This window comes from Bradyrhizobium sp. USDA 3256 (assembly GCF_054058275.1).
On record NZ_JBSSAE010000002.1, the window covers coordinates 6,548,748 to 6,571,834 of the forward strand.

The 23,087-nt window shown below is 58.5% G+C and carries 20 protein-coding genes; 8 read left to right on the plus strand and 12 right to left on the minus strand.

Annotated elements, in window-relative coordinates; translation table 11 throughout:
• Nucleotides 1–106 precede the first annotated feature (106 nt).
• The 4 genes from pqqA to ACVWY5_RS33010 form a co-directional block, all read right to left on the minus strand.
• Nucleotides 107–205, minus strand: a complete 99-nt coding sequence (gene pqqA / locus ACVWY5_RS32995) for a pyrroloquinoline quinone precursor peptide PqqA (protein ID WP_080673072.1) — start codon at nt 203–205, stop codon at nt 107–109.
• A 287-nt stretch (nt 206–492) separates the two neighbouring features.
• The gene (locus ACVWY5_RS33000; protein ID WP_028352333.1) at nt 493–2,175 is read right to left on the minus strand and encodes a methyl-accepting chemotaxis protein; all 1,683 of its coding nucleotides are present in this window, start codon (nt 2,173–2,175) and stop codon (nt 493–495) included.
• Nucleotides 2,176–2,590: 415 nt separating this feature from the next.
• Entirely contained in the window at nt 2,591–3,013 is a 423-nt protein-coding gene (locus tag ACVWY5_RS33005) for a VOC family protein (protein WP_028352334.1), read from the minus strand.
• A gap of 275 nt (nt 3,014–3,288) precedes the next feature.
• Nucleotides 3,289–4,794 carry an HD domain-containing phosphohydrolase gene (locus ACVWY5_RS33010; protein ID WP_051383913.1) on the minus strand — a complete coding sequence of 502 codons (1,506 nt, stop codon included), beginning with the start codon at nt 4,792–4,794 and terminating at the stop codon, nt 3,289–3,291.
• Between the two features lie 235 nt (nt 4,795–5,029).
• Here ACVWY5_RS33010 and ACVWY5_RS33015 point away from each other — a divergent pair, with 235 nt between their 5' ends.
• Nucleotides 5,030–5,629, plus strand: a complete 600-nt coding sequence (locus tag ACVWY5_RS33015; RefSeq protein ID WP_028352335.1) for a hypothetical protein — start codon at nt 5,030–5,032, stop codon at nt 5,627–5,629.
• A 219-nt stretch (nt 5,630–5,848) separates the two neighbouring features.
• Here the strand turns inward: ACVWY5_RS33015 and ACVWY5_RS33020 are convergent, their stop codons facing one another.
• Both ACVWY5_RS33020 and ACVWY5_RS33025 read right to left on the minus strand, forming a co-directional pair.
• Nucleotides 5,849–6,562 (minus strand): SDR family oxidoreductase, encoded by a 714-nt coding sequence (locus ACVWY5_RS33020; protein WP_028352336.1) that lies wholly within the window; start codon nt 6,560–6,562, stop codon nt 5,849–5,851.
• 282 nt (nt 6,563–6,844) lie between these two features.
• Nucleotides 6,845–9,040, minus strand: coding sequence for a molybdopterin-dependent oxidoreductase (locus tag ACVWY5_RS33025; RefSeq protein ID WP_080673073.1), 2,196 nt, complete (start codon nt 9,038–9,040; stop codon nt 6,845–6,847).
• A 231-nt stretch (nt 9,041–9,271) separates the two neighbouring features.
• On the opposite strand from ACVWY5_RS33025, the gene moaA reads away from it, so the two are divergent.
• From moaA to ACVWY5_RS33050, 5 genes are all read left to right on the plus strand, one after another.
• Nucleotides 9,272–10,261 carry a GTP 3',8-cyclase MoaA gene (gene moaA / locus ACVWY5_RS33030; protein WP_038381804.1) on the plus strand — a complete coding sequence of 330 codons (990 nt, stop codon included), beginning with the start codon at nt 9,272–9,274 and terminating at the stop codon, nt 10,259–10,261.
• 36 nt (nt 10,262–10,297) lie between these two features.
• Nucleotides 10,298–10,612, plus strand: coding sequence for a ferredoxin family protein (locus ACVWY5_RS33035; RefSeq protein ID WP_080673074.1), 315 nt, complete (start codon nt 10,298–10,300; stop codon nt 10,610–10,612).
• A gap of 27 nt (nt 10,613–10,639) precedes the next feature.
• Nucleotides 10,640–12,013: an FAD-dependent oxidoreductase gene (locus ACVWY5_RS33040; protein WP_028352338.1), complete on the plus strand. Its 1,374-nt coding sequence runs from the start codon at nt 10,640–10,642 to the stop codon at nt 12,011–12,013.
• 99 nt (nt 12,014–12,112) lie between these two features.
• On the plus strand, nt 12,113–13,585 hold the full coding sequence (gene pdxR / locus ACVWY5_RS33045; protein ID WP_028352339.1) for a MocR-like pyridoxine biosynthesis transcription factor PdxR: 1,473 nt from the start codon (nt 12,113–12,115) through the stop codon (nt 13,583–13,585).
• A 312-nt stretch (nt 13,586–13,897) separates the two neighbouring features.
• Nucleotides 13,898–14,272, plus strand: coding sequence for a nuclear transport factor 2 family protein (locus ACVWY5_RS33050; protein WP_028352340.1), 375 nt, complete (start codon nt 13,898–13,900; stop codon nt 14,270–14,272).
• A 65-nt stretch (nt 14,273–14,337) separates the two neighbouring features.
• Here ACVWY5_RS33050 and ACVWY5_RS33055 read toward each other — a convergent pair whose 3' ends face one another.
• The 6 genes from ACVWY5_RS33055 to ACVWY5_RS33080 all read right to left on the minus strand — a co-directional run bounded on the left by ACVWY5_RS33055 (nt 14,338) and on the right by ACVWY5_RS33080 (nt 19,685).
• Entirely contained in the window at nt 14,338–14,850 is a 513-nt protein-coding gene (locus ACVWY5_RS33055; RefSeq protein WP_051383915.1) for a molybdenum cofactor biosynthesis protein MoaE, read from the minus strand.
• A 16-nt stretch (nt 14,851–14,866) separates the two neighbouring features.
• On the minus strand, nt 14,867–15,118 hold the full coding sequence (gene moaD / locus ACVWY5_RS33060) for a molybdopterin converting factor subunit 1 (protein WP_028352341.1): 252 nt from the start codon (nt 15,116–15,118) through the stop codon (nt 14,867–14,869).
• A gap of 109 nt (nt 15,119–15,227) precedes the next feature.
• A complete protein-coding gene (locus ACVWY5_RS33065; protein WP_028352342.1) occupies nt 15,228–15,680 on the minus strand; it encodes an SRPBCC family protein in 453 nt (150 codons plus the stop codon).
• Between the two features lie 281 nt (nt 15,681–15,961).
• Nucleotides 15,962–16,756, minus strand: a complete 795-nt coding sequence (locus ACVWY5_RS33070; protein ID WP_028352343.1) for an FAD binding domain-containing protein — start codon at nt 16,754–16,756, stop codon at nt 15,962–15,964.
• Nucleotides 16,757–16,769: 13 nt separating this feature from the next.
• On the minus strand, nt 16,770–19,109 hold the full coding sequence (locus ACVWY5_RS33075) for a xanthine dehydrogenase family protein molybdopterin-binding subunit (protein ID WP_028352344.1): 2,340 nt from the start codon (nt 19,107–19,109) through the stop codon (nt 16,770–16,772).
• 90 nt (nt 19,110–19,199) lie between these two features.
• Complete coding sequence (locus ACVWY5_RS33080) at nt 19,200–19,685, minus strand: (2Fe-2S)-binding protein (RefSeq protein WP_028352176.1); 486 nt, start codon at nt 19,683–19,685, stop codon at nt 19,200–19,202.
• An 851-nt stretch (nt 19,686–20,536) separates the two neighbouring features.
• On the opposite strand from ACVWY5_RS33080, the gene ACVWY5_RS33085 reads away from it, so the two are divergent.
• Complete coding sequence (locus ACVWY5_RS33085; RefSeq protein WP_080673053.1) at nt 20,537–20,869, plus strand: tautomerase family protein; 333 nt, start codon at nt 20,537–20,539, stop codon at nt 20,867–20,869.
• A 73-nt stretch (nt 20,870–20,942) separates the two neighbouring features.
• A complete protein-coding gene (locus tag ACVWY5_RS33090; RefSeq protein WP_028352177.1) occupies nt 20,943–22,397 on the plus strand; it encodes a CoA transferase in 1,455 nt (484 codons plus the stop codon).
• The last annotated feature ends 690 nt before the right edge of the window (nt 22,398–23,087 follow it).

Genomic DNA, 23,087 nt, shown 5'->3' on the forward strand with positions numbered 1-23,087 from the left:
AGAAAAAAGCCGGCGCCAAGGGCGCCGGCCAAGTGCTGACGACGAGGAACCATCGCCATCTCGAGAAGGGAGAACTCGCAACTATCCACGATGTAGAACAGATAAACTAAACCGAAACTGGCTTCGAGGAGCCAGTGGCGCTTGCGTACATATTGATCTCCATGCCAACCGACACTTCAACGATCTTTGGTGAGGCCCACTTCATTCATTCCTCCAACTTGATCGTCACTCACGCTGTGACCCACATTCTGCTCACGACAGATGCCCTCGCTCCAGCACACGCTTCAAACACTTGCTTGTGCCCGATCACTCCAATCCTTACGAACCGAGATACGCGATGTGCGGCACAACCTATAGCTACTCCAGCCTGCGCGTGGATAATATTTATTACTGATCAAGACCATCTTGAACGCAGATGACAAGCCGGAGCGACGCAGCACCGCCGGGCCAATACACCGACGCGCGACATTCGAGTCAGCCTTGAACACCGTGTTACGCGGCCCGGACGCTTGTTAAGAAGCGGTCCACATCTGCCCGGAGCGCGGTGGATTGACGAGTGAGATAATCGACCGCCGACAGAACGAGGCCCGCTGCAGCGCCCGTGCGGCCCGCGGCCTCGTTTACGCTGACAATGTTGTTTGAAACCTCTCCGGTACCCTGCGCGGCCTGCTGGATATTACGCGCAATCTCGCGGGTCGCTGCATCCTGCTCCTCAACTGCCGAGGCAATCGCGATCGCGATCTCGCTCATAGAGGATATCGTGCCCCCGATGTGCTCGATTGCTTGGACTGCATCGCGCATCGCATCCTGCATGCTCGCCACCTGGGCAGAGATGTCTTCGGTGGCTTTCGCTGTCTGACTGGCCAGCGACTTCACCTCGCTCGCGACGACCGCAAAGCCTTTCCCGGCTTCGCCCGCCCGGGCTGCCTCGATCGTTGCATTAAGTGCCAAGAGGTTCGTTTGACTCGCAATCTCAGTGATCAGTTGCACCACATCACCAATTTTTCCGGTCGTCACGACGAGCCCCTGGACCGTCAGATTGGTCCGCCGCGCCTCATCGACCGCGTCACTCGCCACCTTCGTTGATCGCGTTGCTTGGCTACCGATTTCCGCAATTGAAGCCGATAGCTCCTCCGTCGCAGAGGCGACCGATTGAACGCTGGTGGTCGCGGCTTCGGCGGCGGTGGCAACCACGGTGGATCGGCGGCTCGCTGCCAGCGCAGCCTCCGACATGCCTTGAGAGGCAGTCCGCATCTCGGCGGCCGAGTCCGACAAGCTCTCGAGCGAAGCCCGAATTCCTCGCTCAAAATTGTCCGCCAGTGTATTCACGAGCGCTCTTTTTTCCGTCTCTGCCTTCACCTGCAGAACGTCCTGCTCGTGGCGTAGCCGTCCAGCCTCAATCATCGCGTCCTTGAAGACCTTGACCGACCTTGCCATCGCTCCGAACTCGTCGGCACGATCCAGCGACGGAATTAGAGACTCTGTATCGCCACCCGCCAGATTGCGCATAGCCGCGGTGAGATCGACAATTGGCTTTACGATGCTGTGACTGAGAAATACTGAGGTTACAATGACGATCGTGAGCGCGATCAGGGCGAGCAACCCGACCTGCTTCAGCTGTGACATGAACATCGCATCGATATCGTCGAGGTAGATGCCGCCTGCGATCACCCACTCGTATGGCTTGAACGCAACCGCATAGCTAATCTTGGGCAAGGGCTCGCCATTTCCAACTCGTGGAAAGCTAAATGCAACGAATCCAGATCCCACTGACTTGACGAGATCGACCTGTAGCCGGGCGAACGGGACGCCGTTGGCGTCCACCGCATCTACCATGCTCTTGCTCTGCAGCTTGGGATTCGGATGAGCGACCAGAACAGCATTCATATCGAGCGCGTAGAAGTAGTCGTCCTTTCCGAAGTGCAATGACTGCAGGAGTTGCCTGCTACGTTCCCTCGCCTGCGCGTCGGACAGCCCGACGCTTCGGGACGCCTCGAAATCCAACTCAACCGCTTGCTTTGCCAAGAGGACCAGTTGCTGGAGCTTATCCTTGCGATCCTCGAGCAGGTTGCTCTTCAACGCCAAGAGACCCACGAAGGCGACCGCGATTGTAGCGGCTATTGAGACCCCGACCATCAACAACAGCTTCGACGCAATTCTGAACTTGCCGAGCATCGCGAACCTCCCATATGCTGGAGCGCCGATCACTTCGGCTCAAAACACACTATCTGGGTATTGATAAAGATTGCCTTTCGCGCGCAAGACGAGATCGATGCCAAGCTTGTCTGGCAGCGCTCAATGACGCAAAACACCGAGACAGCGTGAGTGCGCTTAGGACGCAACACAGATGCTAGGTTACACGAGCGTGCAAACGCCGAACAATTACTTGTTCAGATGACGGTCATCTTCTGTAGAGATGGCGTGCGATTTAGTTCGACCTCGGCGCTTGATCGGTCTGTATCGCGCGGGCCGCTGACAGACACCCCTGCCGCGTCCGCGATTTGATTCCACGACGACGTTCATCGCCCAAAGGAGCCCTAGACCGGCCACGTGCGTTGTGCGTAGTCCGGTCGTGACAGATCTAACTGACTTATCTAGCCGCAGGAGAGATACAGGCGAACTCTATCCTTATGCCGCCCGGTTCCAGCATCATAAAGTGCATCTTAGGTCCTTTCCCCGACTGCTCTGGACCAAACTCTATTACAGCACCGGGCCATGCTGCGACACGCTTGTGCAGTGCCTCGAGAGCATCTAGATCCGCAACTCTCAACGCAAGGTGATGCAAACCTACATTGAGCCGGCGATTGAAGGGATGGCAGCCTTGCGGGTCCTCGACTTGCCAGAGCGTCACGACGGCGCTTCCGTCCGACACGAACGAAGCCGGATAGTTTGGCCTCTCGCCGACAACGTCCCAGCCAAGGCACTCGCAGAAAAAGCGGCGTGCGTCCGTGAGGTTCTTCACAGCAAGCCCGACGTGGTCAAATCCAACTGTAGATGGGGTATTATCCTGCATAACGGATCTCTCCACTCCCGGGTGCTTTTCACGTCCCCATCCACTGGCCGCACAGCAGAATAGATTGCGCCGGCCGCGGGTTGTCATCGGCGCGATCAGGATCGACAATGCAGATTTTGCAGCACACAGTTCGCCTGGTTTGGTGTGATGCCTTCAGCGATTCGCTCGCTGTCGCCTTTCGACGATATGCTTGTCGTAGACCGTTGCACGAACAGGTCGTCCCATAAAATGATTAGTTGTGATTACAGATATCTGGACTACAGATTACCGGTTGGTTAGACGCGATCAATTGCCGGGCAGAAGCCGGTCGGCTCGGAGGGTAATAACCCCATTGAAGATGCCTTAAAGGTCGCGGCCGTGCGCGTTGAGCATTCAAGCTTGCGGAAGATGCTCTCGACATGGGTGCGAACAGTACTCGGGCTCAATCTCAAGTCCCGCGCCACTTCCTTATTGCTGCCACCCAGGCTAATACGGTGAAGCACTTCGATTTCGCGCGAAGAAAGGAGATTCTTTGAACGGGTTGGCCTAAATCGACGCTCGCCAGGCCGGTTCGATCCAACGCAGCCGACGATACTCGGCTCGAAGCGCCCGATCCGCACTTCATTCTCAAGCTGAGCCATGGCTTCTGTAGCCGGCAGGCCTTCTCTCCAGGGGCGCGCGGATCGTAACTCGACCCATGCTACCGCTGCCCCGAGGATGCGCGCCTCCAAAGGAATTGAGTTACCGACGGCGCCTCGGAAGTATCCCGAGCCATCCAGACGCTCGTGGGCAAACGACGCGATTTCTGCTTCCTGCGCGAGAGCGGGAATCTGCTTTCCCGCCCGAAGCGTCCAGTAAGGCGCGAGACGCACTTTTTCCCACGCAGATGCCGACCGGGAGGCAGGATCGGACCACATCGCGCCGGCAACCGCAACGTTACCAATGCCGTGAATTAGTCCGGCTCGATAAACCCGAGTTTGGCTCTCTTCATTCAAGCCCATACTCCTGCAGCACGCCGCAGCTACTTGGGCAACGATTCGAGACGCTCCTGCCGCCCAGGGCAATTTGAGGTCGACCACGTCGGCAATCAATTCTGTCGACACGATTTTCTGTAGATCTCCGGTAAGAATCGAGGTGTCCAGCTCCTCGGCGCTCATTCGATCAAGCTCCGAGAGCCATTGGGGACTATGGGCCATGACCACGCGCGCAAGGTTTGCGGGATAGTCCGTACCGCCCTTCTCGCTCAATAGTGTCATTGCCCCTTCGACGCCGTAGGCCCTCGTGAAAATCTCAAGGTCGCTGGCGAGCGAGACAATGAAGACCGGACGCGGAATACGATCGGGTGCCGCGCGCAACGGCTTTCGACGCCCGTCGTAAATCTCAAAAATGCGCCGCAACGTCCCTTGAGCGGCGCCACCGAGGTAAAGCATGCGCCCAATTTCTTCGGACGCCTCGCAGTGAATTAGCGCCAGAGGCCGGATCGCCTCCTCAAAACTGACATTGGGGTCCTTGGCATTTATCCATGCCGTTCGAGAGCCGACCAATCCTGCTTTTTCGGCAATATCGTCACTGGGTAATTCGCCCGGTCGGACCGCACTGGCGATACACCCGGTCCACCGAAGCAGCGATGCTTCGCAGACGACGTCGACGTCAACCGAGCTCAGGCCGTCGACAGCAGCTAACTTCCGTGCAATCCACGCTGTTCGAAGCGAATGGTCAGTCGGCTGCCCCATGCTGAAGTCGCCGACAAATGCCAGGGCCTTTGCAACGTCAAATGCTCGAATGATAGAATCAGGTTGCATTGTGTGGCGCCAGCCAACGTTATGTGCAGTCGGCTACACGTACGGCGGCGCGGATCGATCGGTTATTCGTCCGATACCGTTAACGTGACGCAGGTGAGATAGCAGGAGGCTTGTACCGGCACTTGCTCCGGGTGCCCCCTCCTCGACAAAATGAACCGCGGTCGCAGCGTCGGACGCGTGACTTAACGCCTCGTTGCTCGCTACAGCTGCCCGACCAGCACCATTGGATCTCGATATGAGACGACCGCTGCTTTTCATGATCTGTCTTATCTTTACGGCTGTGAATAGAACTGCCGCTGAAAGCCCATCGCGCCGCATACGTGGTACTATCGAGCAAATTATGGATCAATCCATCCAGCTTAAGACTCGCGATGGAAAGAACCTCGCCATACGATTGACTCCGGACACCAAAATCCTCGTCGTGAACCGCACTGAATTCTCAAATGTTCAGCCAAACAGCCTGATCGGATCAACGGTTGCCTTGCAGCTTGATGGAAGATTAGAGGCACTCGAGATCTCCGTGTTTGATTCTGCGTTACGTGATCCAGGCCACCCACTTTTCGACGGCTATCTCGGACTATCCAGCACGATGAGCAGCGAGGCTGTCGGCGAATTGGTCGTAACTAATGGTCGGGAGATGACCGTGAGATATAAGACCGGCCGACAGAAACTCTTTGTGCCGCCATCCGTGCCAATCCGCTCTCTTGCACTTGGTGAACGTACAGATTTGGCGATCGGGGTGGATACGGTTGTCGTTGCGCCGAAAAGTGACGACACCGTTTTGTCTGCGGCGGTCGTTCTTGTCGGCTACAACGGCATCACTCCACCGCTGTAACCTGCGAGGTCTCGTGTATGGCGCAACCTTTTTTTTTAGCTGCAATCGGCCCTCGCTATTGCGACGCTGTCGAGATCCGATTGATTTGGTCGCCCCCCGCAGCCGCATTCGATCGGCCGCACCAGTTTCAGCTGGCGCCCTATGGCCTCATACTCAGCGACGCCTTCGACAGATGATCGGATGCCGGCCGCGGCATTGCTCGGGCCAGCATCGAGTGGCTCACCAATGTCCGGAGTTTTGACCGCCGTCGACGTGAAGAATTTCGCCGGTCACGAAGCAGGCTGTCTCGAGATAAAGTACAGCGTCGACGATATCGCGGACCTCGCCCATACGACCGACCGGATGGAGTTTCCCGAGCGCCTCGTGGTTCTCGGACGGGTGCATGGGGGTCTTGATAATGCCCGGCGAAACGGCATTGACGCGAATGCCACTCTTCGAGAACTCCATGGCCAATGCCTTCGTCACGGCGTTTAAGCCTCCCTTCGTCAAGGACGCGAGGGCCGCGGGGACCCCGGCCATCGGCTGGTTAACCAGGCTGGTGGTCACGTTGACTATGTGGCCCGAGTTCTGCGCCAGCATCTCGACGGCCGCGCGCTGGGTAATATGAAAGAAGCCGGCGACATTAACGCCCATGTTGTAGGCGTAATCTTCCTGAGTGAACTCAACGAACGGCTTGGAAAGGAACACACCAGCGTTGTTCACCAGAGTGTCGATTCGTCCAAAGCGCTCAAGTGCCTCCCGGACGATCCGGTCCGCTGTTTCCGGCTTGCCGATGTCGCCTGGAACAACAAGGACGTCAGCGTCGGAACTGGCCTTGATCGACCGAGAATTGGCAACCACCCGATAGTTGCGATCGAGGTAAGCCCTAACTAGTCCGGCGCCGATCCCTTGGGACGCGCCCGTGATGATGACGACCTTCTGTTCAGCGCTCATGATTTGACCCTTCACCTATTGCAGCGGTCGCATCGTCGGCGTCCCGCCCTACGCTCTCAGCGTAAGCATTGTAGGTTTAGGTCTAACCGGGCTTTGGAAGAATACCCGTTGGCTGGAAGACACTCAACCGCCGTTCGGTGCGATCGGTGAAGGCCGGAGCTCTGCTGCTTCCGATCAGAGAATTCACTTCTGGCTAGCGCCTATTGCCTGGCACCCACTGGCTAGCAGCTCCCGTAGGGTGGATCCGCAGCCTATTCGAGCGGATCCACCCGGAGCGTCCAACTATGCTGATATCAACGCGACTGGCTCTGGCTCGTGCAGGCTGCGCGATGCATTCTTACCGACAATCCGCTCAACCTGAACCAGGTTGTCCGAGAACGTCGGGCAGTTTCCCATTCCGCCAAAACGAGGGGCGCTTACGCTGTTGACCGTCCCTTGCTCGTTGTGAGTACGCCAGTATCCAACGGTGGCCACGACGAGACCCGGAGGAACGTCCTCAGTTACTTTGGCCACCCCGTGGAAGCCACCGGTCCGATTATAGACTTTCAGAGCATCCCCATCTTCGATCATCCGCTCGGATGCGTCCTTGGGATTGACCAGCACAAATTGCTCACCCTGCAGCCTGCGCTTCTTGGTCTCATTCGCGTAGTTTGTGTTCAAGAACGCATGGCTCTTCGGAGCAACGATACTCAAAGGATATAACTTCGCGAGCTCCGGCTCGTCTGCCGCGCTTTCGTACGGCCGCGTGTAACCGGGCAACGGTTCAATGCGCTCTCCGCTTTGCATATCGCCGTAGAGTTGACGAAATGGAGGAGCCACGAAATTCGTTGCATTCTCTAGATAAAGCTCGCACTTGCCAGATGGCGTCTTGAAGTTGCCCTCCGCATGGGGGGTTCTGGTATCGGCGGCCCCCAAGTTGAGCTTCGCAAAACCCTTTGCACGCATCACATCCATATTGATGCCGTCGACCTGAGGTGCAGACCAGTCGATCGCGCTCGCCGCCAACTCCAGATCCGATTTGGTGAATTCGGGTTCTGTAAAGCCCATCACCTTCGCAAGCCTTCGAAAGATTTCAGCGTTCGAACACGCCTCGCCCGGAGGCTCAATGGCCTTTTGATTGAGCGTAAGGTAGAAGTGCCCCCACGAAAACATCATGTCATCGTGCTCGGCTGCCATGGTGGCGGGAAGGACAATATCGGCATAAGCCGCTGTGTCGCTGATGAAGTGATCCGCAACGACGGTGAACAAGTCTTCTCTCTGAAGGCCCTTGACCACGTTGTCGACGTCCATGGCCTGCGTAACCGGATTGGTGTTATAAACCATCAGGGACTTGATCGGTGGATCCAGCGGAATTTCGCCCAGCAGAGCTTGGCCCAACTTGAGCAGATTAACCACGCGAGTGCCTGGCTTAATCCAATCAGGTCGACAGATGGCCTCGAAGTTCACGGGGAATTCCCAAAGGGGCGCTTGATAGATTCCGCCAGCTACATCCTTCCATGCCCCGGTCAAGGCCGGTAGAGCTATGATAGCGCGTATCGCTTGAGCTCCGCCCGCCGTACGCTCAAGAGCGACGCCTATGCGGATGGAGGCGTTCCTTGAGGTGCCATATTCTCGTGCCAGCTTCCGGATATCATCCGCGTCAACACCCGTTATCTTCGCCGCCCATTCCGGCGTGCAGCTGGCCGCGTGTTGCTTGAGCTCGGGAAAGCCCAGGACATGCTTATCGACATAGTCTTGATCAACCATGCCCTCGGCGATCAATGTCTGAATAAGTGCCATCGCCAAGGCGCCGTCGGTACCCGGTTTCGGCATGATGTGCCAGTCCGCCTGCTTAGCAGTACGCGACTTGTACGGATCGATAACGACCAGCTTTGCACCCTTCTGGCGCGCTTCGTTGACGAAGGGCCAATGATGCAGATTCGTCGTGAGGGTATTGCATCCCCAGATGATGATGTATTTTGAGTGCGAAAAGCTTTCCGGATCGAGAGCATTTGTCGGCCCGACCGTGAGAAGCCACGCGGTACTTGAGCCAGAGGCGCAATAAGTCTTCTCACATACCGTCGAACCGAGCTTGTTGAAGAACGCATCTCCGACCGTCAGGCCCTGCACAAGCCCCTCATTTCCGAGGTAGCTTACGGGCATAATTGCTTCGGCTCCGTATGCCGAAATGGTCTTGGTCCAACGGTCCCTGATTTCAGTGAGCGCTTGATCCCAGCTGATGCGGACAAACGATCGCGTCCCCTTGGGGCCATTCCGCTTCAACGGGTACAGAACGCGATCTGCGTGATAGTGGCGATCCGAATAGTCATTGAGCTTGACGCATAATCCACCGCGAGTAATCGGGTGATCGGGATTTCCTCGGACGTTCACAAGTCGATCGCCTTCCACCGTATAGAGCATCGCACAGGTGTCGGGACAATCATGCGGGCAGCCTCCAAAAAACACCTTCGGCGCCGTGGCGGGAGCAGCGGTAGCCATGGGACATATTCCTCCTACCTTTTAAGTTGTCGTTTGAGACGCGCGGTCCAAACCGGACAACGATAGGTCCAGGAAAAAGAGGCACGAAAGTACCGGTAGCAACGAATCTCGTAGGGCCACGTGGCCGGCCGGACTCAGTCCTTTCCCCCCTGCTGGCTCTAAGGGACCCCGACGTTCTGTCACATAATCATAAAAAGGGCGGCTCTACGCGCGCCATACGGATAGGTCACAATGGAAAACCACGGCCCTATTCTGACAGACAAGTTCGGGCGCCGCATTGAGTATTTGCGACTTTCGGTCACTGACCGGTGTGACTTGCGATGCTCGTATTGCATTCCAAAGGGTTTTCGAGGCTTCCAGGAGCCGGCCTCCTGGCTAAAGTTTGGTGAGATCGAGCGGCTGCTTTCGATCATGGCACCTCGCGGGCTAAAGCGCGTTCGTCTGACGGGGGGCGAGCCCCTGGTGCGACGAGATCTCCCCGACCTTGTAGCGAAAATTGCTGCCGTCCCCGGGATCTTCGATGTCTCCCTGAGCACCAACGCAACACGACTGGAGACGCTCGCAGCCCCCCTGAAGCGCGCAGGTCTTAGTCGGGTCAATGTCAGCCTAGATTCTCTACGCGCCGACCGCATTCAGACGATAACCGGCCGTGATGTCCTTCATAAAATTCTTGCTGGTCTTGCCGCCGCCAAGCAAGTCGGGTTCGCTCCGATCAAGATCAATATGGTCGCCATGCGCGGGGTGAACGACGACGAAATCGATGACATGATCGATTTCTGCATGAACCACGGCTTTGTTCTTCGCTTTATCGAAACCATGCCAATGGGAGCCACGGGCCGTAACGCGCAGTTTCTTGACCTTCAGCCCACTCGACGACGTCTCCAGTCAGAGCTCGGTCTGATAGCGGGGGAATCATCCGGCGGCGGTCCCGCGCGGTATCTAAAGACGCCCGATGGAAAATTCAGTGTAGGCTTCATCACCCCGCTCTCGGACCACTTCTGTGCCGCATGCAACCGAGTCCGATTGACCGCAGACGGGACGATGTATCTGTGCCTCGGCCAGCGGGAACGGGCAGCGTTTGGCCCGATGCTACGCCGAGGCGCCAGCGATCTCGAGATTGTCGAAGCTCTCCGAGAAGCGATGAGCATAAAGCCTGAGCGTCACGAGTTCATTGAAAAACCGGAAAAGATAAGCCGGATTATGGCGGTGACAGGCGGCTAGTCTGTTGCAACAACTTTCTTAGGATGAGGAACGAAGATGCCACACGTCGTCACTGGAAATTGCACCAATTGTCGCTTCACAGATTGCGTTCTCGTCTGTCCCGTAGCCTGTTTTCACGGCGACGAAGACCGTATGTACATCGACCCCATCGCCTGCGTTGACTGCGCTGCCTGCGTGCCGGCATGCCCGGTCCACGCCATCAGTGAAAGTGCCGATCTGCCGGACGACCAGATCATGTGGATTGAGATCAATGCTCAAAAATCAGCCCGTACGCCCGTCATCCGTAGCAAACAAACCCCGCTGCCTAACGCCGAAGCTCGACGTGTCGCGCTCGGCTACGGAAACCCCTGAGCTTCAACAGACGATAACGGTTTGCCTGTGAACGCACCTGGAACGCCAAATAACCCACTACGGATCGCCATCATTGGAAGCGGGCCGAGCGGCTTCTACGCGGCCGAGGCCCTCCTGCAATCAGATTACACTGTAGAAGTTGATGTTCTCGAACGGCTTCCGGTGCCGTATGGATTGGTCCGCCATGGCGTCGCACCCGATCATCCAAGATTGAAGGATGTTGCTGACACCTACGCACTCATCGCAAAGCATCCCCGGTTTTCCTTCGTCGGCAATATTTCGTTCGGAAGAGACTTTACCGTCGACGAATTGGGAGACTGCTACCATGCAGCGATCTTTGCCACCGGAGCGGCAACCGATCGGAGACTTGGAATACCTGGCGAGACGCTTCCGGGGATCCATGCGGCGTCATCGTTTGTCGGGTGGTACAATGGGCATCCCGACTTCCGCGATCAACAGTTCGACTTTTCGACCGAGTGTGCCGTCATAGTCGGCCAGGGCAATGTTGCTATCGACATCTGTCGGATCTTGGCGAAGTCGATCGACGAACTGAGAAAGACTGATATCGCAGCCCATGCGCTGGAGGCCCTCGCCGAAAGCCGCATCCGCGAAATCTATTTGATCGGACGCAGGGGCCCAGCTCAAGCGCGCTTTACCACAAAGGAGCTCCGAGAGCTCGGCCAGCTTTCGGAGTGCGATCCCATTGTCGATCCGACCGACCTGATCTTGAGCGAGCAATCCAAGGCAGAGCTCAACGATCCGCGTGAGCCAATCCGTGCCCGAAACTTCGAAGTGTTCCGTAGCTTCTCAGCACGTAGGCGGGAAAAGGCTAAGGCGTGCCAGTTTCGGTTCTTTCTTAGCCCACGAGAGGCGCGTGGCGCCGTCGGCCTCGAGGAGCTAGTTCTCGAGCGAAACCAGCTTGTTGGCCCGGCGGGTCACCAGCAGGCAGTAGGCACGGGCGACACCGTGAGTATCAAAGCCGGGCTCATGATTCGTAGTGTCGGCTATCGCGGGGTGCCGCTGGAAGGCATCCCGTTTGATGATGCGTGCGGCACTATACCCAACGTGAACGGTCGCGTGTCGCTGCGATCATCGCAAGAGCTTCCCATGTATGTCGCCGGCTGGATCAAACGGGGGCCGTCGGGCATCATCGGGACAAACCGAGCCTGCAGCATCGCAACCGTCACGACCCTGCTCGGGGAGCTCTCCAGCTTTTCCTCCCAGCCGAAGCCTGGCTACGCAGCATTAAAGTGCTCGCTGGACCAGAGATCGCTGAAGCAAGTGTCCTTTGGAGGATGGGAGGCAATTGACCGCGCCGAGAGACAACGCGGTTTGCTCTCGGAGAAACCTAGAGAGAAGTTCACACGAATTGCTGAGATGCTTGCGGCGTCCGACACGTAAGCGTACTGTACTAAGGCCCCTCAAGGTTGTGAGAACCTGGCAAGGCCGAAATGAGCTTAGGCGCCAATATAAGCGGGCGCGCGGCTATAGGAGGTCAAGGTGCAATTAGCCTTTGAAATAGACTCTAGCGGCGCACCGCTCCAAGCTCAGATCTTTCAACAGATCCACGGGATGATCCTGTCTGGCCGCCTAAAGCCAGGAACACGTCTGCCAAGCAGCAGATTCCTTAGCGAGCAACTCGGCGTTTCGCGCAACACAGTCATCCTCGCGTATGAGACCTTGATAGCGCAGGGATTTCTCGAACCAAGAGAGGGGGCAGGCACCTATGTGTCGCGTACCCTTCCCGACAACTCGATGTCCGTTACCGAAAGAGCGGGCAGGGCTTCGCACCTCGCAAAGCCGATCAATTTGGTTATGCCGACTGCAGTGGCCCAATTTAAGCCAAAGACTGTTCGGCAGGAGATCATTTTTGATTTTGCGCTCGAGAGCACCGACCCCGCTTCCTTTCCGCGAGGGATCTGGAGGCGGCTTACCAATTGGCGGATGCAGTCTTCGCGATTCAACCTGACATACTACGGTGCCCCGCAGGGGCTACGCGAATTTCGCGAGACCTTGGCTGGGTATCTTGGGGCCTCTCGTGGAATGGTCTGCAGCCCGGATCAGATCGTGATTGTGACTGGCGTACAGCAAGCGCTGAACGTCGCGGCCCACCTATTTGTTCGCGCCGGGACAATTGTCACGATGGAAGCGCCGGGCTGCAGTGTTACCGCAAGTCTTTTTCGGGCCTATGGCGCACAGATTCTACCGATCCCGGTCGATCAGAGCGGCATCGCGGTGAGACACCTGCCACAGTCAAGAAACGGCGTCGCGTTCGTGACCCCCGCACGCCAATACCCAATGGGCGTGACACTGCCGGCGTCGCGCCGGGAAGCATTACTGAGCTGGGCTCGGCAAACTGACTCTCACATCGTCGAAGTGGATTTCGATGCCGAAATTCGCTATGAAGGCTCACCATCACCGTCTCTGAAAAGTCTCGATGCTCACGGGCATGTCGTCTACGTCGGGTCATTTGCGACGTCGATTGGACCAGGTCTGCGAGTTGGCTATATGGTCACTCCTCCGCATCTCGTCGATGCAGCCGTTCATGCGACCGCCCTTCTTGATTACGGCTTCCCGTGCAGCGGCGTACCGTGGCTCGAGCAGGCGGTGCTAAACGACTTCATCGAAGGCGGAGCATTTGAACAACATCTGAGAAAGATCAGACGGACTTATATGGGGCGACGGGACCATCTTATCACTTCGCTTCAAAAGCATTTTGGGTCGGTCCAGATTAACCCAGTGTGCTGCGGTACTCACCTGGTGTGGGAGCTACCGCCAGATTTTGATAACGCTCCTGCGATTCAGGCAAAATTGCGCTCGCACCAGGTCGGCGTCTACACCTTGCGGGACCAAAATATCGCCGACGCGGATTACCTAGAAAATTGCGATCGGTATCTCCTGCTCGGCTTTGCGGCGCTTGCTGAAGCGGCCATCGAGGAAGGCGTCGCAAGGATGGCGAAAGCCCTTCTGTGATCTTGGCCTGCGCTGATCGATCTACACGTGGGCTGACTGCTTGCTCACGCGTCCCTTGTTCGATGGCTCCTTCCCTTCGTTCAACCCTCCCAAAGCGACGGCATTCGGAACGCGCGACAGCGTCGCTCGTGCGGCGACCGGTACCATATTCTTTGGCGGTGCTGGCGCTGTGAGGACGTTCGTCTCGATATTAAAGTTACGGTCGGAAGCCGCGATGTGCGGTCCTGCTGTGAAGACGCCCGCGGTAGGCATCGGCGGACAATTCCGGTTCGTTCAACGGCGTTGTGGTGTATCTCGAAAGGAAGAAGCAAAATGAGTGCTACAGCTACGAACCTTGAGGACTACGAAGCCATTGGTCAGGTTATTCAACATTACCTCGACGGCGCGAAGTCCGGGAAGGGCAACACGATGAAGCCCGCTTTTCACAAGGATGCGACAATTTTTGGCTACGTCGGGTCCGATCTTTTCGCCGGCCCCATTCAAGGCTTGTACGACTGGAACGACAACAACGGGCCGGCGGCTGGCATCAAGGCTCGCATTTCGGAGATTGATGTTGTGGGTACCATCGCAAATGTCAGGCTCGAAATCGATAACTGGACGGGATCGCGCTTTACGGACATGTTTACCCTTCTAAAGCTCGACGGGAAGTGGCAGATCATGAACAAGGTTTTCCACCTCCATAGCTAATAGCTTCGCGGACCTTCGCCTGCTCCTCGAGCGAAGGTCCGCGAGTTGACTGGACGACTCAGCCTCTATTCTTTGTCGTCGGATTGCTCGATGATACGCAGCTGGGTACCTGCCATTGGGGGATCGGAAAACCACCTCGCGGCGGCCGCCTCATCGCGATCATTGGCGTCGATCCACGTGGCACCCATCGCAGTCTCTGCCCACTTCCAGAACGGAGCGCGTGTTTTAACGTAATCCATCAGAAACTCAGCAGCTTCAAATGCAGCCGTACGGTGCGCGGATGCTACGATCACCAGGACTATGTTTTCTCCAGCGGCAATTCTTCCGGACCGATGGATCAAGCTGATGCCTGTGAGCGGCCATCGCGACAACGCTTCCTTGAGATGACGCGCAATCTCTACCTCGACCATGCCCGGATAATGTTCAAGATTCAGAGCTGCGATGCCGTCGTCCGCCCGACACACTCCGACGAATGACACAATAGCTCCAATATCGTTACGCCCTACCCTTAGATTGGCGATCTCCTGGGCGATATCGAAATCCGCCTCTTGAATGCGAAGACTTACGAGTACCGACATGCCGCACCGTTCTGGGTTAGCCGCCCGTCATCGGCGGAAAGAACGCGATTTCCCGAGCGGAGGAGATATTTGCGTCGTGGCCGACGTGCATCCGATCGATCGCCGCACGGATTACGTGTCTGTTCTCAAAGGCATATGCATATTCCTCGCTCAGCATGCATAACCAGCCAATTAGCTGGGCGACGGTCAATATTTCTGGTGGCGGCTGGATAGTCTCTTCGGACTTGCCGATTCTTTCGCGCACCCAAGAAAAGTACTTAACATGCACGCTACTTCTCCAACCGCAATGCAAGGGACCGTTCTCACTTTTCACGATCGTCGGGGGCCTATCGAACCGATACTGCCCGCACCACCGCGCGCGACGCGGCTGTGTGTCCTTAGGGTCTCTCGGCGATCTCCTTGGCAAAATTTGTGAAGAACTCGTCGGCCAGCCTCTTTGCTGTGCCTTGAACAAGCCGTTGACCCAACTGTGCCAATTTTCCACCTATCTGAGCCTCGACTGAGTAGGTGAGCAACGTGCCACCTTCCTTCTCGCTCAATCCAACCACCGCACCCCCTTTGGCGAAGCCGGCGATGCCACCTTCACCCTGTCCGGCAATCCTGTAACCGTTGGGCGGGTCGAGGTCAGAGAGCTTCACGTTGCCCTTAAAAAGCGCGGACACAGGCCCCACTCTCATCCTCGCGATTGCGCGAAAGCTACCTTCGGCGGTCGCCTCAAGCTCTTCGCAACCTGGTATGCAGGCCTTCAGGACCGTAGGATCGTTAAGTTTATCCCATACGACTTGTCGCGAGGCATCGAGTTGAACCTCGCCATTCATCGTCATAGCCATGCTAGTTACCCCTGGAGACTTCCTTTGGTCGGACGATTTCAACTTCGAACGAATGATTGTCTTTGAAGCGCGTCCACGACCGCGTGATGTAGTTTCTCCCCTCGCAGCGGCCTTTTCGATACCGGTCTTGTATCCCTGGAAAAGGGCCGGGATCTCTGCGAGATCCCGGCGAGTCAGGGAGGAGAAGCCGCCATTCAGATGACCGTAGACGATCATCTCCGCTGGCGGCACGCGGATACCTTGTTTGAGTACGGTCGCAAGCAGGGCTCGCTAGACAACGTTCAACCTGTCAACGCCCGCTGTCCCATCACCTTGACCAGGTTGGCGCGGTAATCCGCCGAGCCATGGATGTCGGCGAGCAGGCCGCTGGCCGGGATCGTGACGCTGTCGAGCGCCGAGGCCGCCCAGTTCGCCTTCAGCGCCTGCTCGATCGGCGCCACCCGCATGACGCCGCTCTGCGACGCACCGGTCGCGGCGACGCGGACGTCACCCGACTTGGTCTTGGCGACGAACACGCCGGTCAGCGCGAAGCGCGAGGCCGGGTGCCGCATCTTGGCATAGCCGGCCTTGGCCGGGACCGGGAACGAGACCGCGGTGATGATCTCGCCATCCTCGAGCGCCGTCGTGAACAGGCCCTTGAAGAAGTCCTCCGCCGATATCGAGCGCTTGTTGGTCTTCACCGTCGCGCCGAGCGCCAGCACCGCCGCCGGGTAGTCCGCCGCCGGGTCGTTGTTGGCGAGCGAGCCGCCGATCGTGCCGCGATGACGCACGGCGGGATCGCCGATCATCGACGCCAGATTGGCAAGCGCCGGGATCGCCTTCTGCACGGCCTCGCTTTGCGCCACGTCGTAATGCGGCGTCGCGGCCTTGATGGTCACGGTATCGCCCGACACCTCGACGCCGATCAACTCCTGGATCTTGGAGAGGTCGATCACGTCGGAGGGCGCGGCAAGGCGCTGCTTCATCACCGGAAGCAGGGTCTGTCCGCCGGCGAGGAATTTCGAATCGCTGCCCTTGGCGAACAGCGCCGCGGCGTCAGCAACCGAGGAAGCGCGATGATAGTTTGTCTCGTACATGGCTCTTCCTCCCTCAACCGTGAATGGCGTGCCAGACGCGATCGGGCGTCGCCGGCATTTCCAGCTTGTTGTTGCCGATGGCGTCCGTGATCGCGTTGATCACGGCAGCAGAGGCGCCGATCGCGCCGGCTTCGCCGCAGCCCTTGACGCCGAGCGGGTTGCCCGGACACAGCGTCGTGGTGTGGGAGAGCTGGAACGACGGCAGGTCGTCGGCGCGGGGCATGCTGTAATCCATGAAGGACGCGGTCACGAGCTGACCGGTGCCGTCATAGACCGCGCCTTCGAGCAGCGCCTGGCCGATGCCCTGCGCAAGGCCGCCATGGACCTGGCCCTCGACAATCATCGGGTTGATCAGCCGGCCAAAGTCGTCGGCTGCCACGAAGTTGACGAAGGAGGTCTTGCCGGTGCCCGGATCGACCTCGAGCTCGCAAATATAGGCGCCGGCCGGGAAGGTGAAGTTGGTCGGATCGTAGAACGCCGTCTCCTTCAGGCCGGGCTCCATGCCGTCGGGCAGGTTGTGCGCGGTGTAGGCGGCGAGCGCGACCATCGGCAGCGCGATCGACTTGTCGATGCCGGTGACCTTGAACTCGCCGTTCTCGATCACGATGTCGCTCTCGGATGCCTCGAGCGCATGTGCCGCGATCTTCTTGGCCTTGGCCTCGACCTTCTCCATCGCCTTCACGATCGCCGTGCCGCCGACCGCGAGCGAGCGGGAGCCGTAGGTACCCATGCCGAACTGCACCTTGTCGGTGTCGCCATGGACGATCTGCACCTGGCTGATCGGGACGCCCAGGCGTTCTGAAATCAGCTGCGCGAACGTCGTCTCATGGCCCTGGCCGTGGCTGTGCGAGCCGGTCAGCACCTCGATGGTGCCGACCGGATTGACGCGGATCTCCGCGGATTCCCACAGGCCGACGCCGGCGCCGAGGCTGCCGACGGCCTTCGATGGCGCGATGCCACAGGCCTCGATGTAGCAGGAGACGCCGATGCCGCGCAGCTTGCCGTCGGCTTTGGCCTTGGCCTTGCGGGCCGGGAAGCCGGCGTAATCGATCGCCTTCATTGCGGCGTCGATCGAAGCATTAAAGTCGCCGATGTCATACGCCATGATGACGGGCGTCTGATACGGGAACTGGGTGATGAAGTTCTTCTTGCGCAGCTCGGCCGGATCGACCTTCAATTGCCGCGCCGCCGTCTCCATCATGCGCTCGACCAGGTAGCTCGCCTCGGGGCGGCCCGCGCCGCGATAGGCGTCGACCGGCGTGGTGTTGGTGTAGACGCCGATCACCTCGGCGTAGATCGCCGGGATCACGTACTGGCCGGACAGCAGCGTCGCGTAGAGATAGGTCGGCACCGCCGAGGAGAACAGCGACATGTAGGCGCCGAAATTGGCGTGGGTCTTCACCCGCAGGCCAAGGATCTTGTTGTCCTTGTCGAACGCCATCTCCGCCTTCGAGACATGGTCGCGGCCATGCGCGTCGGTGAGGAAGGCTTCCGTACGATCGCCGGTCCACTTCACCGGACGATTGACCTTCTTGGAGGCCCACAGCGCCACCATCTCTTCCGGATAGATGTAGATCTTGGAGCCGAAGCCGCCACCGACGTCGGGCGCGATCACGCGCAGCTTGTGCTCGGGCGCGATGTTGTAGAACGCCGACAGCACGAGGCGGGCGACGTGCGGGTTCTGCGAGGTCGTGTAGAGCGTGTAGTGCTCTTCGGCCTGGTCATAGTGCGCGACCGCCGCGCGCGGCTCCATCGCATTCGGCACCAAGCGGTTGTTGGTGAGATCGAGCGTCACCACGTTGGCCGCCTTGCTGAAGGCGTCGCCGACCGCGGCTTCGTCGCCGATGTGCCAATCATAGACGATGTTGCCGGGGGCTTCGGGGTGCAGTTGCGGCGCCCCTGGCTTGATCGCCGCCTTGATGTCGGCGGCCGCGGGCAGCTCTTCATAATCCACGACGACGGCTTCCGCCGCGTCCTTGGCCAGATTCTTGGTCTCGGCGATCACGACCGCGACCGCCTGACCGACGAAGCGCACCGTCTCCGGCGCCATCGCCGGCCACGCGCCCATTTTCATCGGCGAGCCGTCCTTCGAGGTGATGGCCCAGCCGCAGATCAGATTGCCGACCTTGTCGTCGACGATCTGCTGTCCGGTCAGCACCGCGATCACGCCGGGCATCTTCATGGCCTCGGCTGAATCGATGCCCTTGACCTTGGCATGCGCATGCGGGCTGCGGATGAAGTGAGCGTAGCTCATGCCGACCATCTTGACGTCGTCGACGTAACGTCCCTGTCCGGTGATGAACCGGCGATCTTCCTTGCGCACGACACGTGCGCCAATTCCTTCAACACCCATTGTCTAGTCCTCCCGACCGGAGATTCGATTTGCCGCCGTTTCCATCGAGACCGGCGGTGGTGAGCTTGATCGTACGCGGTGCGTGGCGCGCTATTCGGCGGCCTGCGCAACCTTCATGCGGCCGGCAGCGTCGAGCACTGCCTTGACGATGTTGTGGTAGCCGGTGCAGCGGCAGATGTTGCCTTCGAGCTCGTGGCGAACCGTTTCCTCGTCGAGCTTGCCGCCATGCCGGTGCACGATGTCGACCGCGGACATGATCATGCCGGGGGTGCAATAGCCGCATTGCAGGCCGTGATTGTCGCGGAACGCCGCCTGCATCGGATGCAGCTCGTCGCCCTTGGCGAGGCCTTCGATCGTGGTGACGTTGGAGCCGGCGGCCTGGCCGGCCAGCATGGTGCAGGATTTGACCGCCCGTCCATCGACATGGACGACGCAGGCGCCGCACTGGCTGGTATCGCAGCCGACATGGGTGCCGGTGAGGTTCAGATTTTCGCGCAACAGGTGCACGAGGAGGGTTCGATCCTCGACGTCTACAGAAACAGCGCTACCGTTGATCGTCAAATGGATTTTTGACACGTATAGACCTCCCACTGTTTTCGCTTCGGGGTATCTGTTGCGAAGCAAACTTTTTGGTAGACGGAGGTCCACGTATCGGTTGACGAACTCGACCGACAGCACCGCCGCTCACCACTATTGTAACGCGAATGAGTTAGGTGCGAGACAGGCCAAGCCGTCTCGCACGGTTCGTCTCGATCCTCGCTTCATCCAAATCTTTGAGAGCGTCCGCCCGGCTCAAATCTACGTCCAGCTTACGCCGCAACGGCCGCAGTTGTTATTTGGGCCTTTAGCCGAATGCATAGACCGGCCATAGCACCGGCCGACATGAAAACGATGGTACCAGACCACTGAACAACAGCAGCGCTCCGCCCTAACCCGTTGTCTTGCCGTCAAACCTGAAGCCCAGCTGTTAGATTGTTGCGAAGCGTGCTGTTTAGTGCTCCTTGGCTTCCGCCATTTTTATCAATTAGGTCGGGCTGGTTACCGTAAGGAAACGTAAATCTCAGCCGAACCTTGGTTGTTGTGTTGGCAAACTGATCGCGTGACCATACTGATCAGAGTCACGACCGCGCCAATACGGAGTTCTTTGGATAGACCACGCACCCATGCCTGGATTGTTCTGACCGACCTCAATGAGAGCCAATCGTCGACTTACTGGGCGTCGATCGCGTTGATGTATAAGAGCTCGCTGAACTCGCGAACCCGCTTTGCTCCTACTCGAACGAGACACGGAACAAGTAGGGCTCAGACTGACGTTCGTGAACTTGGCCGATGTCGATGGTCGCCGTGCGCTGGCCATTGACGATCCTTCGAACTCCAACTCGACCGGCGACACCGCAGCGCACGTCGCTCAAAGAGAAAGCAGTGCCATGAACATCAACGTGACGCGGGAAGGACCGGCGACTGGCGCAATAGGCTCAACGCCAGGCCAGAAGCCGGCGTTCATCAAAGGCGTGAGCGATCTGCTCTTCGAAGCGCTTGGCGCCCCGCAAATGACACTCGTTTTGATCGACGAGGTCGAGCCAGAGAACTGGGGTGTCCGTGGCGCCACAGTGCCCAGCATCGCGCGCAGCCCGGCGCAGCGAAAGGGCGAATTGAAGTGGTGGGCCGTTGTACGAGACGGCAGAGCCTTGTTCCAGATAGGCGGTGGCGGCCTGATAGCGGCGCACTGCGCTTTTCCCCGTAGTTGGCGAGCAGCTTGAGCGCTCCTGTTCGCCCTCGCAATTCCGCAGTCAGTTTATCCGCTATTTACAAGTACTTATGAAGGTGTATTCGATGAGACAGGACAAAGCGGATTGCGCGAGCGACGCCTTCGCGGAACTGATGTCGATCCGGGCTAACGGTCCGGTACGTCGTGAAGAGGTCACGTTCACGGGTGCTGATCCTTTCTACCCTACGCCACTGCGCATCGGCGAAACCGTAGCTGCGGCGCTAGCTGCACGAGGTGTCGCTGCAAACGATTTGTGGGAACTGCGCACCGGTTCGCGCCAACAAATCAGCGTGGATGCACGTGCTGCAGCAGCGACATCGTTGGCTGGCGGCGAGGCCACCTTGGTGCGCGACAAAAATGGAGTTTACCAGTCAGCTCCGGTCTCGCCAGCGATGAAGCATATGGTTGCGCTGACACAGCCTTGGGAGACCGCTGATGGCGGTTGGGTTTTGCCGCATACCAACCTGCCCCACCTCGAGCGCCGTGTGCTCGACGTGCTCGGATGCGAGAGCAGCGTCGAGGCGGTTAAGGCAGCGGTAGCAAACTGGAAGGCGGACGAGCTTGAGGAGGCGATCGCGGCAGCAAATGCTTGCGCGGGTAAGGTTCGCTCGCCGGAGGAATGGCTGGCCCACCCACACGGCGCATATCTCGCATCGCGACCGGTCGTTGAGATTACCAAGATCGCGGAAAGCGCCCCGGAGCCGTTACCAGCCGGCGACCAACCCATGTCAGGCATCCGGGTACTTGACTTGACCCGCATCCTAGCAGGCCCTACGGCGGGTTTAGGTATGGCAGAACACGGTGCCGATGTCCTCATGGTGACCGCCCCAAACCTGCCGCAAGTAACCGCCTTCGTGCGTGATACCAGTCACGGCAAGCGCAGCTGCTACCTTGATTTCAATCGGCCCGATGAGCTCGCCAAGTTCCGGGAGCTCGCAGGCGCGGCCGATGTGCTCATTGATGGCTACCGCCCCGGCCGGATGGCAACGCGCGGCTTGGGCGTTGAAGACCTCATCGCGCTGCGGCCAGGCTTGATCCATGTCGACGTAAACTGCTTTGGATCGGGCGGCCCATTCGCCCCGCGCGCAGGATGGGATCAAGTCGCTCAGGCCGTCACGGGCATCTGCCATGTCCAAGGGGTCGCAACCAACAATGGTCGACCTGCTTTGACGCCGGTTTTCATGTGCGACTTCCTGACCGGCTTCCTTGGTACGTTCGGCGCCATGCTGGCACTCGCTCGACGAGCGCGCGAGGGTGGGAGCTATCGTGTACAGGTATCTCTCTGTCAATCAGCGATGCTCATACTTCGTCAGGGCCTCGTCGATATTTTCCACCAAGCAACCGGGCATCTGTCATCCGAGGAGTTCGAAGCCTTGTCCGTTCGTGTCGACAACACCGCTTATGGCGACTTGATCGCATTGGGGCCCGTGTTACGAATGTCGCAGACACGCTGCCGCTGGACGCGCCCTACGCCGGCCCTCGGAAGCGATCAGCCCGGGTGGTTGCATCGCACACCGTAGCCAGTCATCTGGCGGGTCATTAGACAGTGCGCTCGGCCGAAACGTGGTCCCATCCCCGCGCAGTCAGCGCAATTCGGACGCTGAACAGTGCGGATGACAGCCGTTCGCGGCCGAGCGAAACATTCCCTCTAGCACGCGCCGCCGCAATTTTAGACGGTTCAGATCGTCGAAACTATCAGTTTACCCGCGCGCCTAGATCACTAGAACAATCGGCACCGAAGTCCAATGCTCTTGCCGGGACGCCGAGCTTTACTCAGCGGCATTCGTCGGATTTCCAATAAGGGACATCTCTGATGTCAAACACGCTCTCGACGAATTCACGTGTTGCGCCGCGCCCAGCGACACAATGCTGACGAGTAGACATGAGGCGCGCCTAGTGACTCGCGCTTCGGTTGGCGAATACGCGCTGAGAGATGTCGTCAGCTATTGAAGCCGCGGATGTCGGGTCATGGCAAGGAGACCATAAAATATCGCTCCATACTCGACATCAGAGATGGTGTACACGTCCTTCGAAGTGCGCCTGCGTGGGCGCCTTACCGATCACACAGATCCGGCGTCCGATTCGATCGTGATGATTTCAGCTAAGTGGTGACAAACGTCCCAAAGGGCGGAGTGGGAAAGCATGACTATCAATAGAGCAGATCAACCCGTCCGGTCCCGTGAGACGCCAACCCACCTTTGACGGGTCAC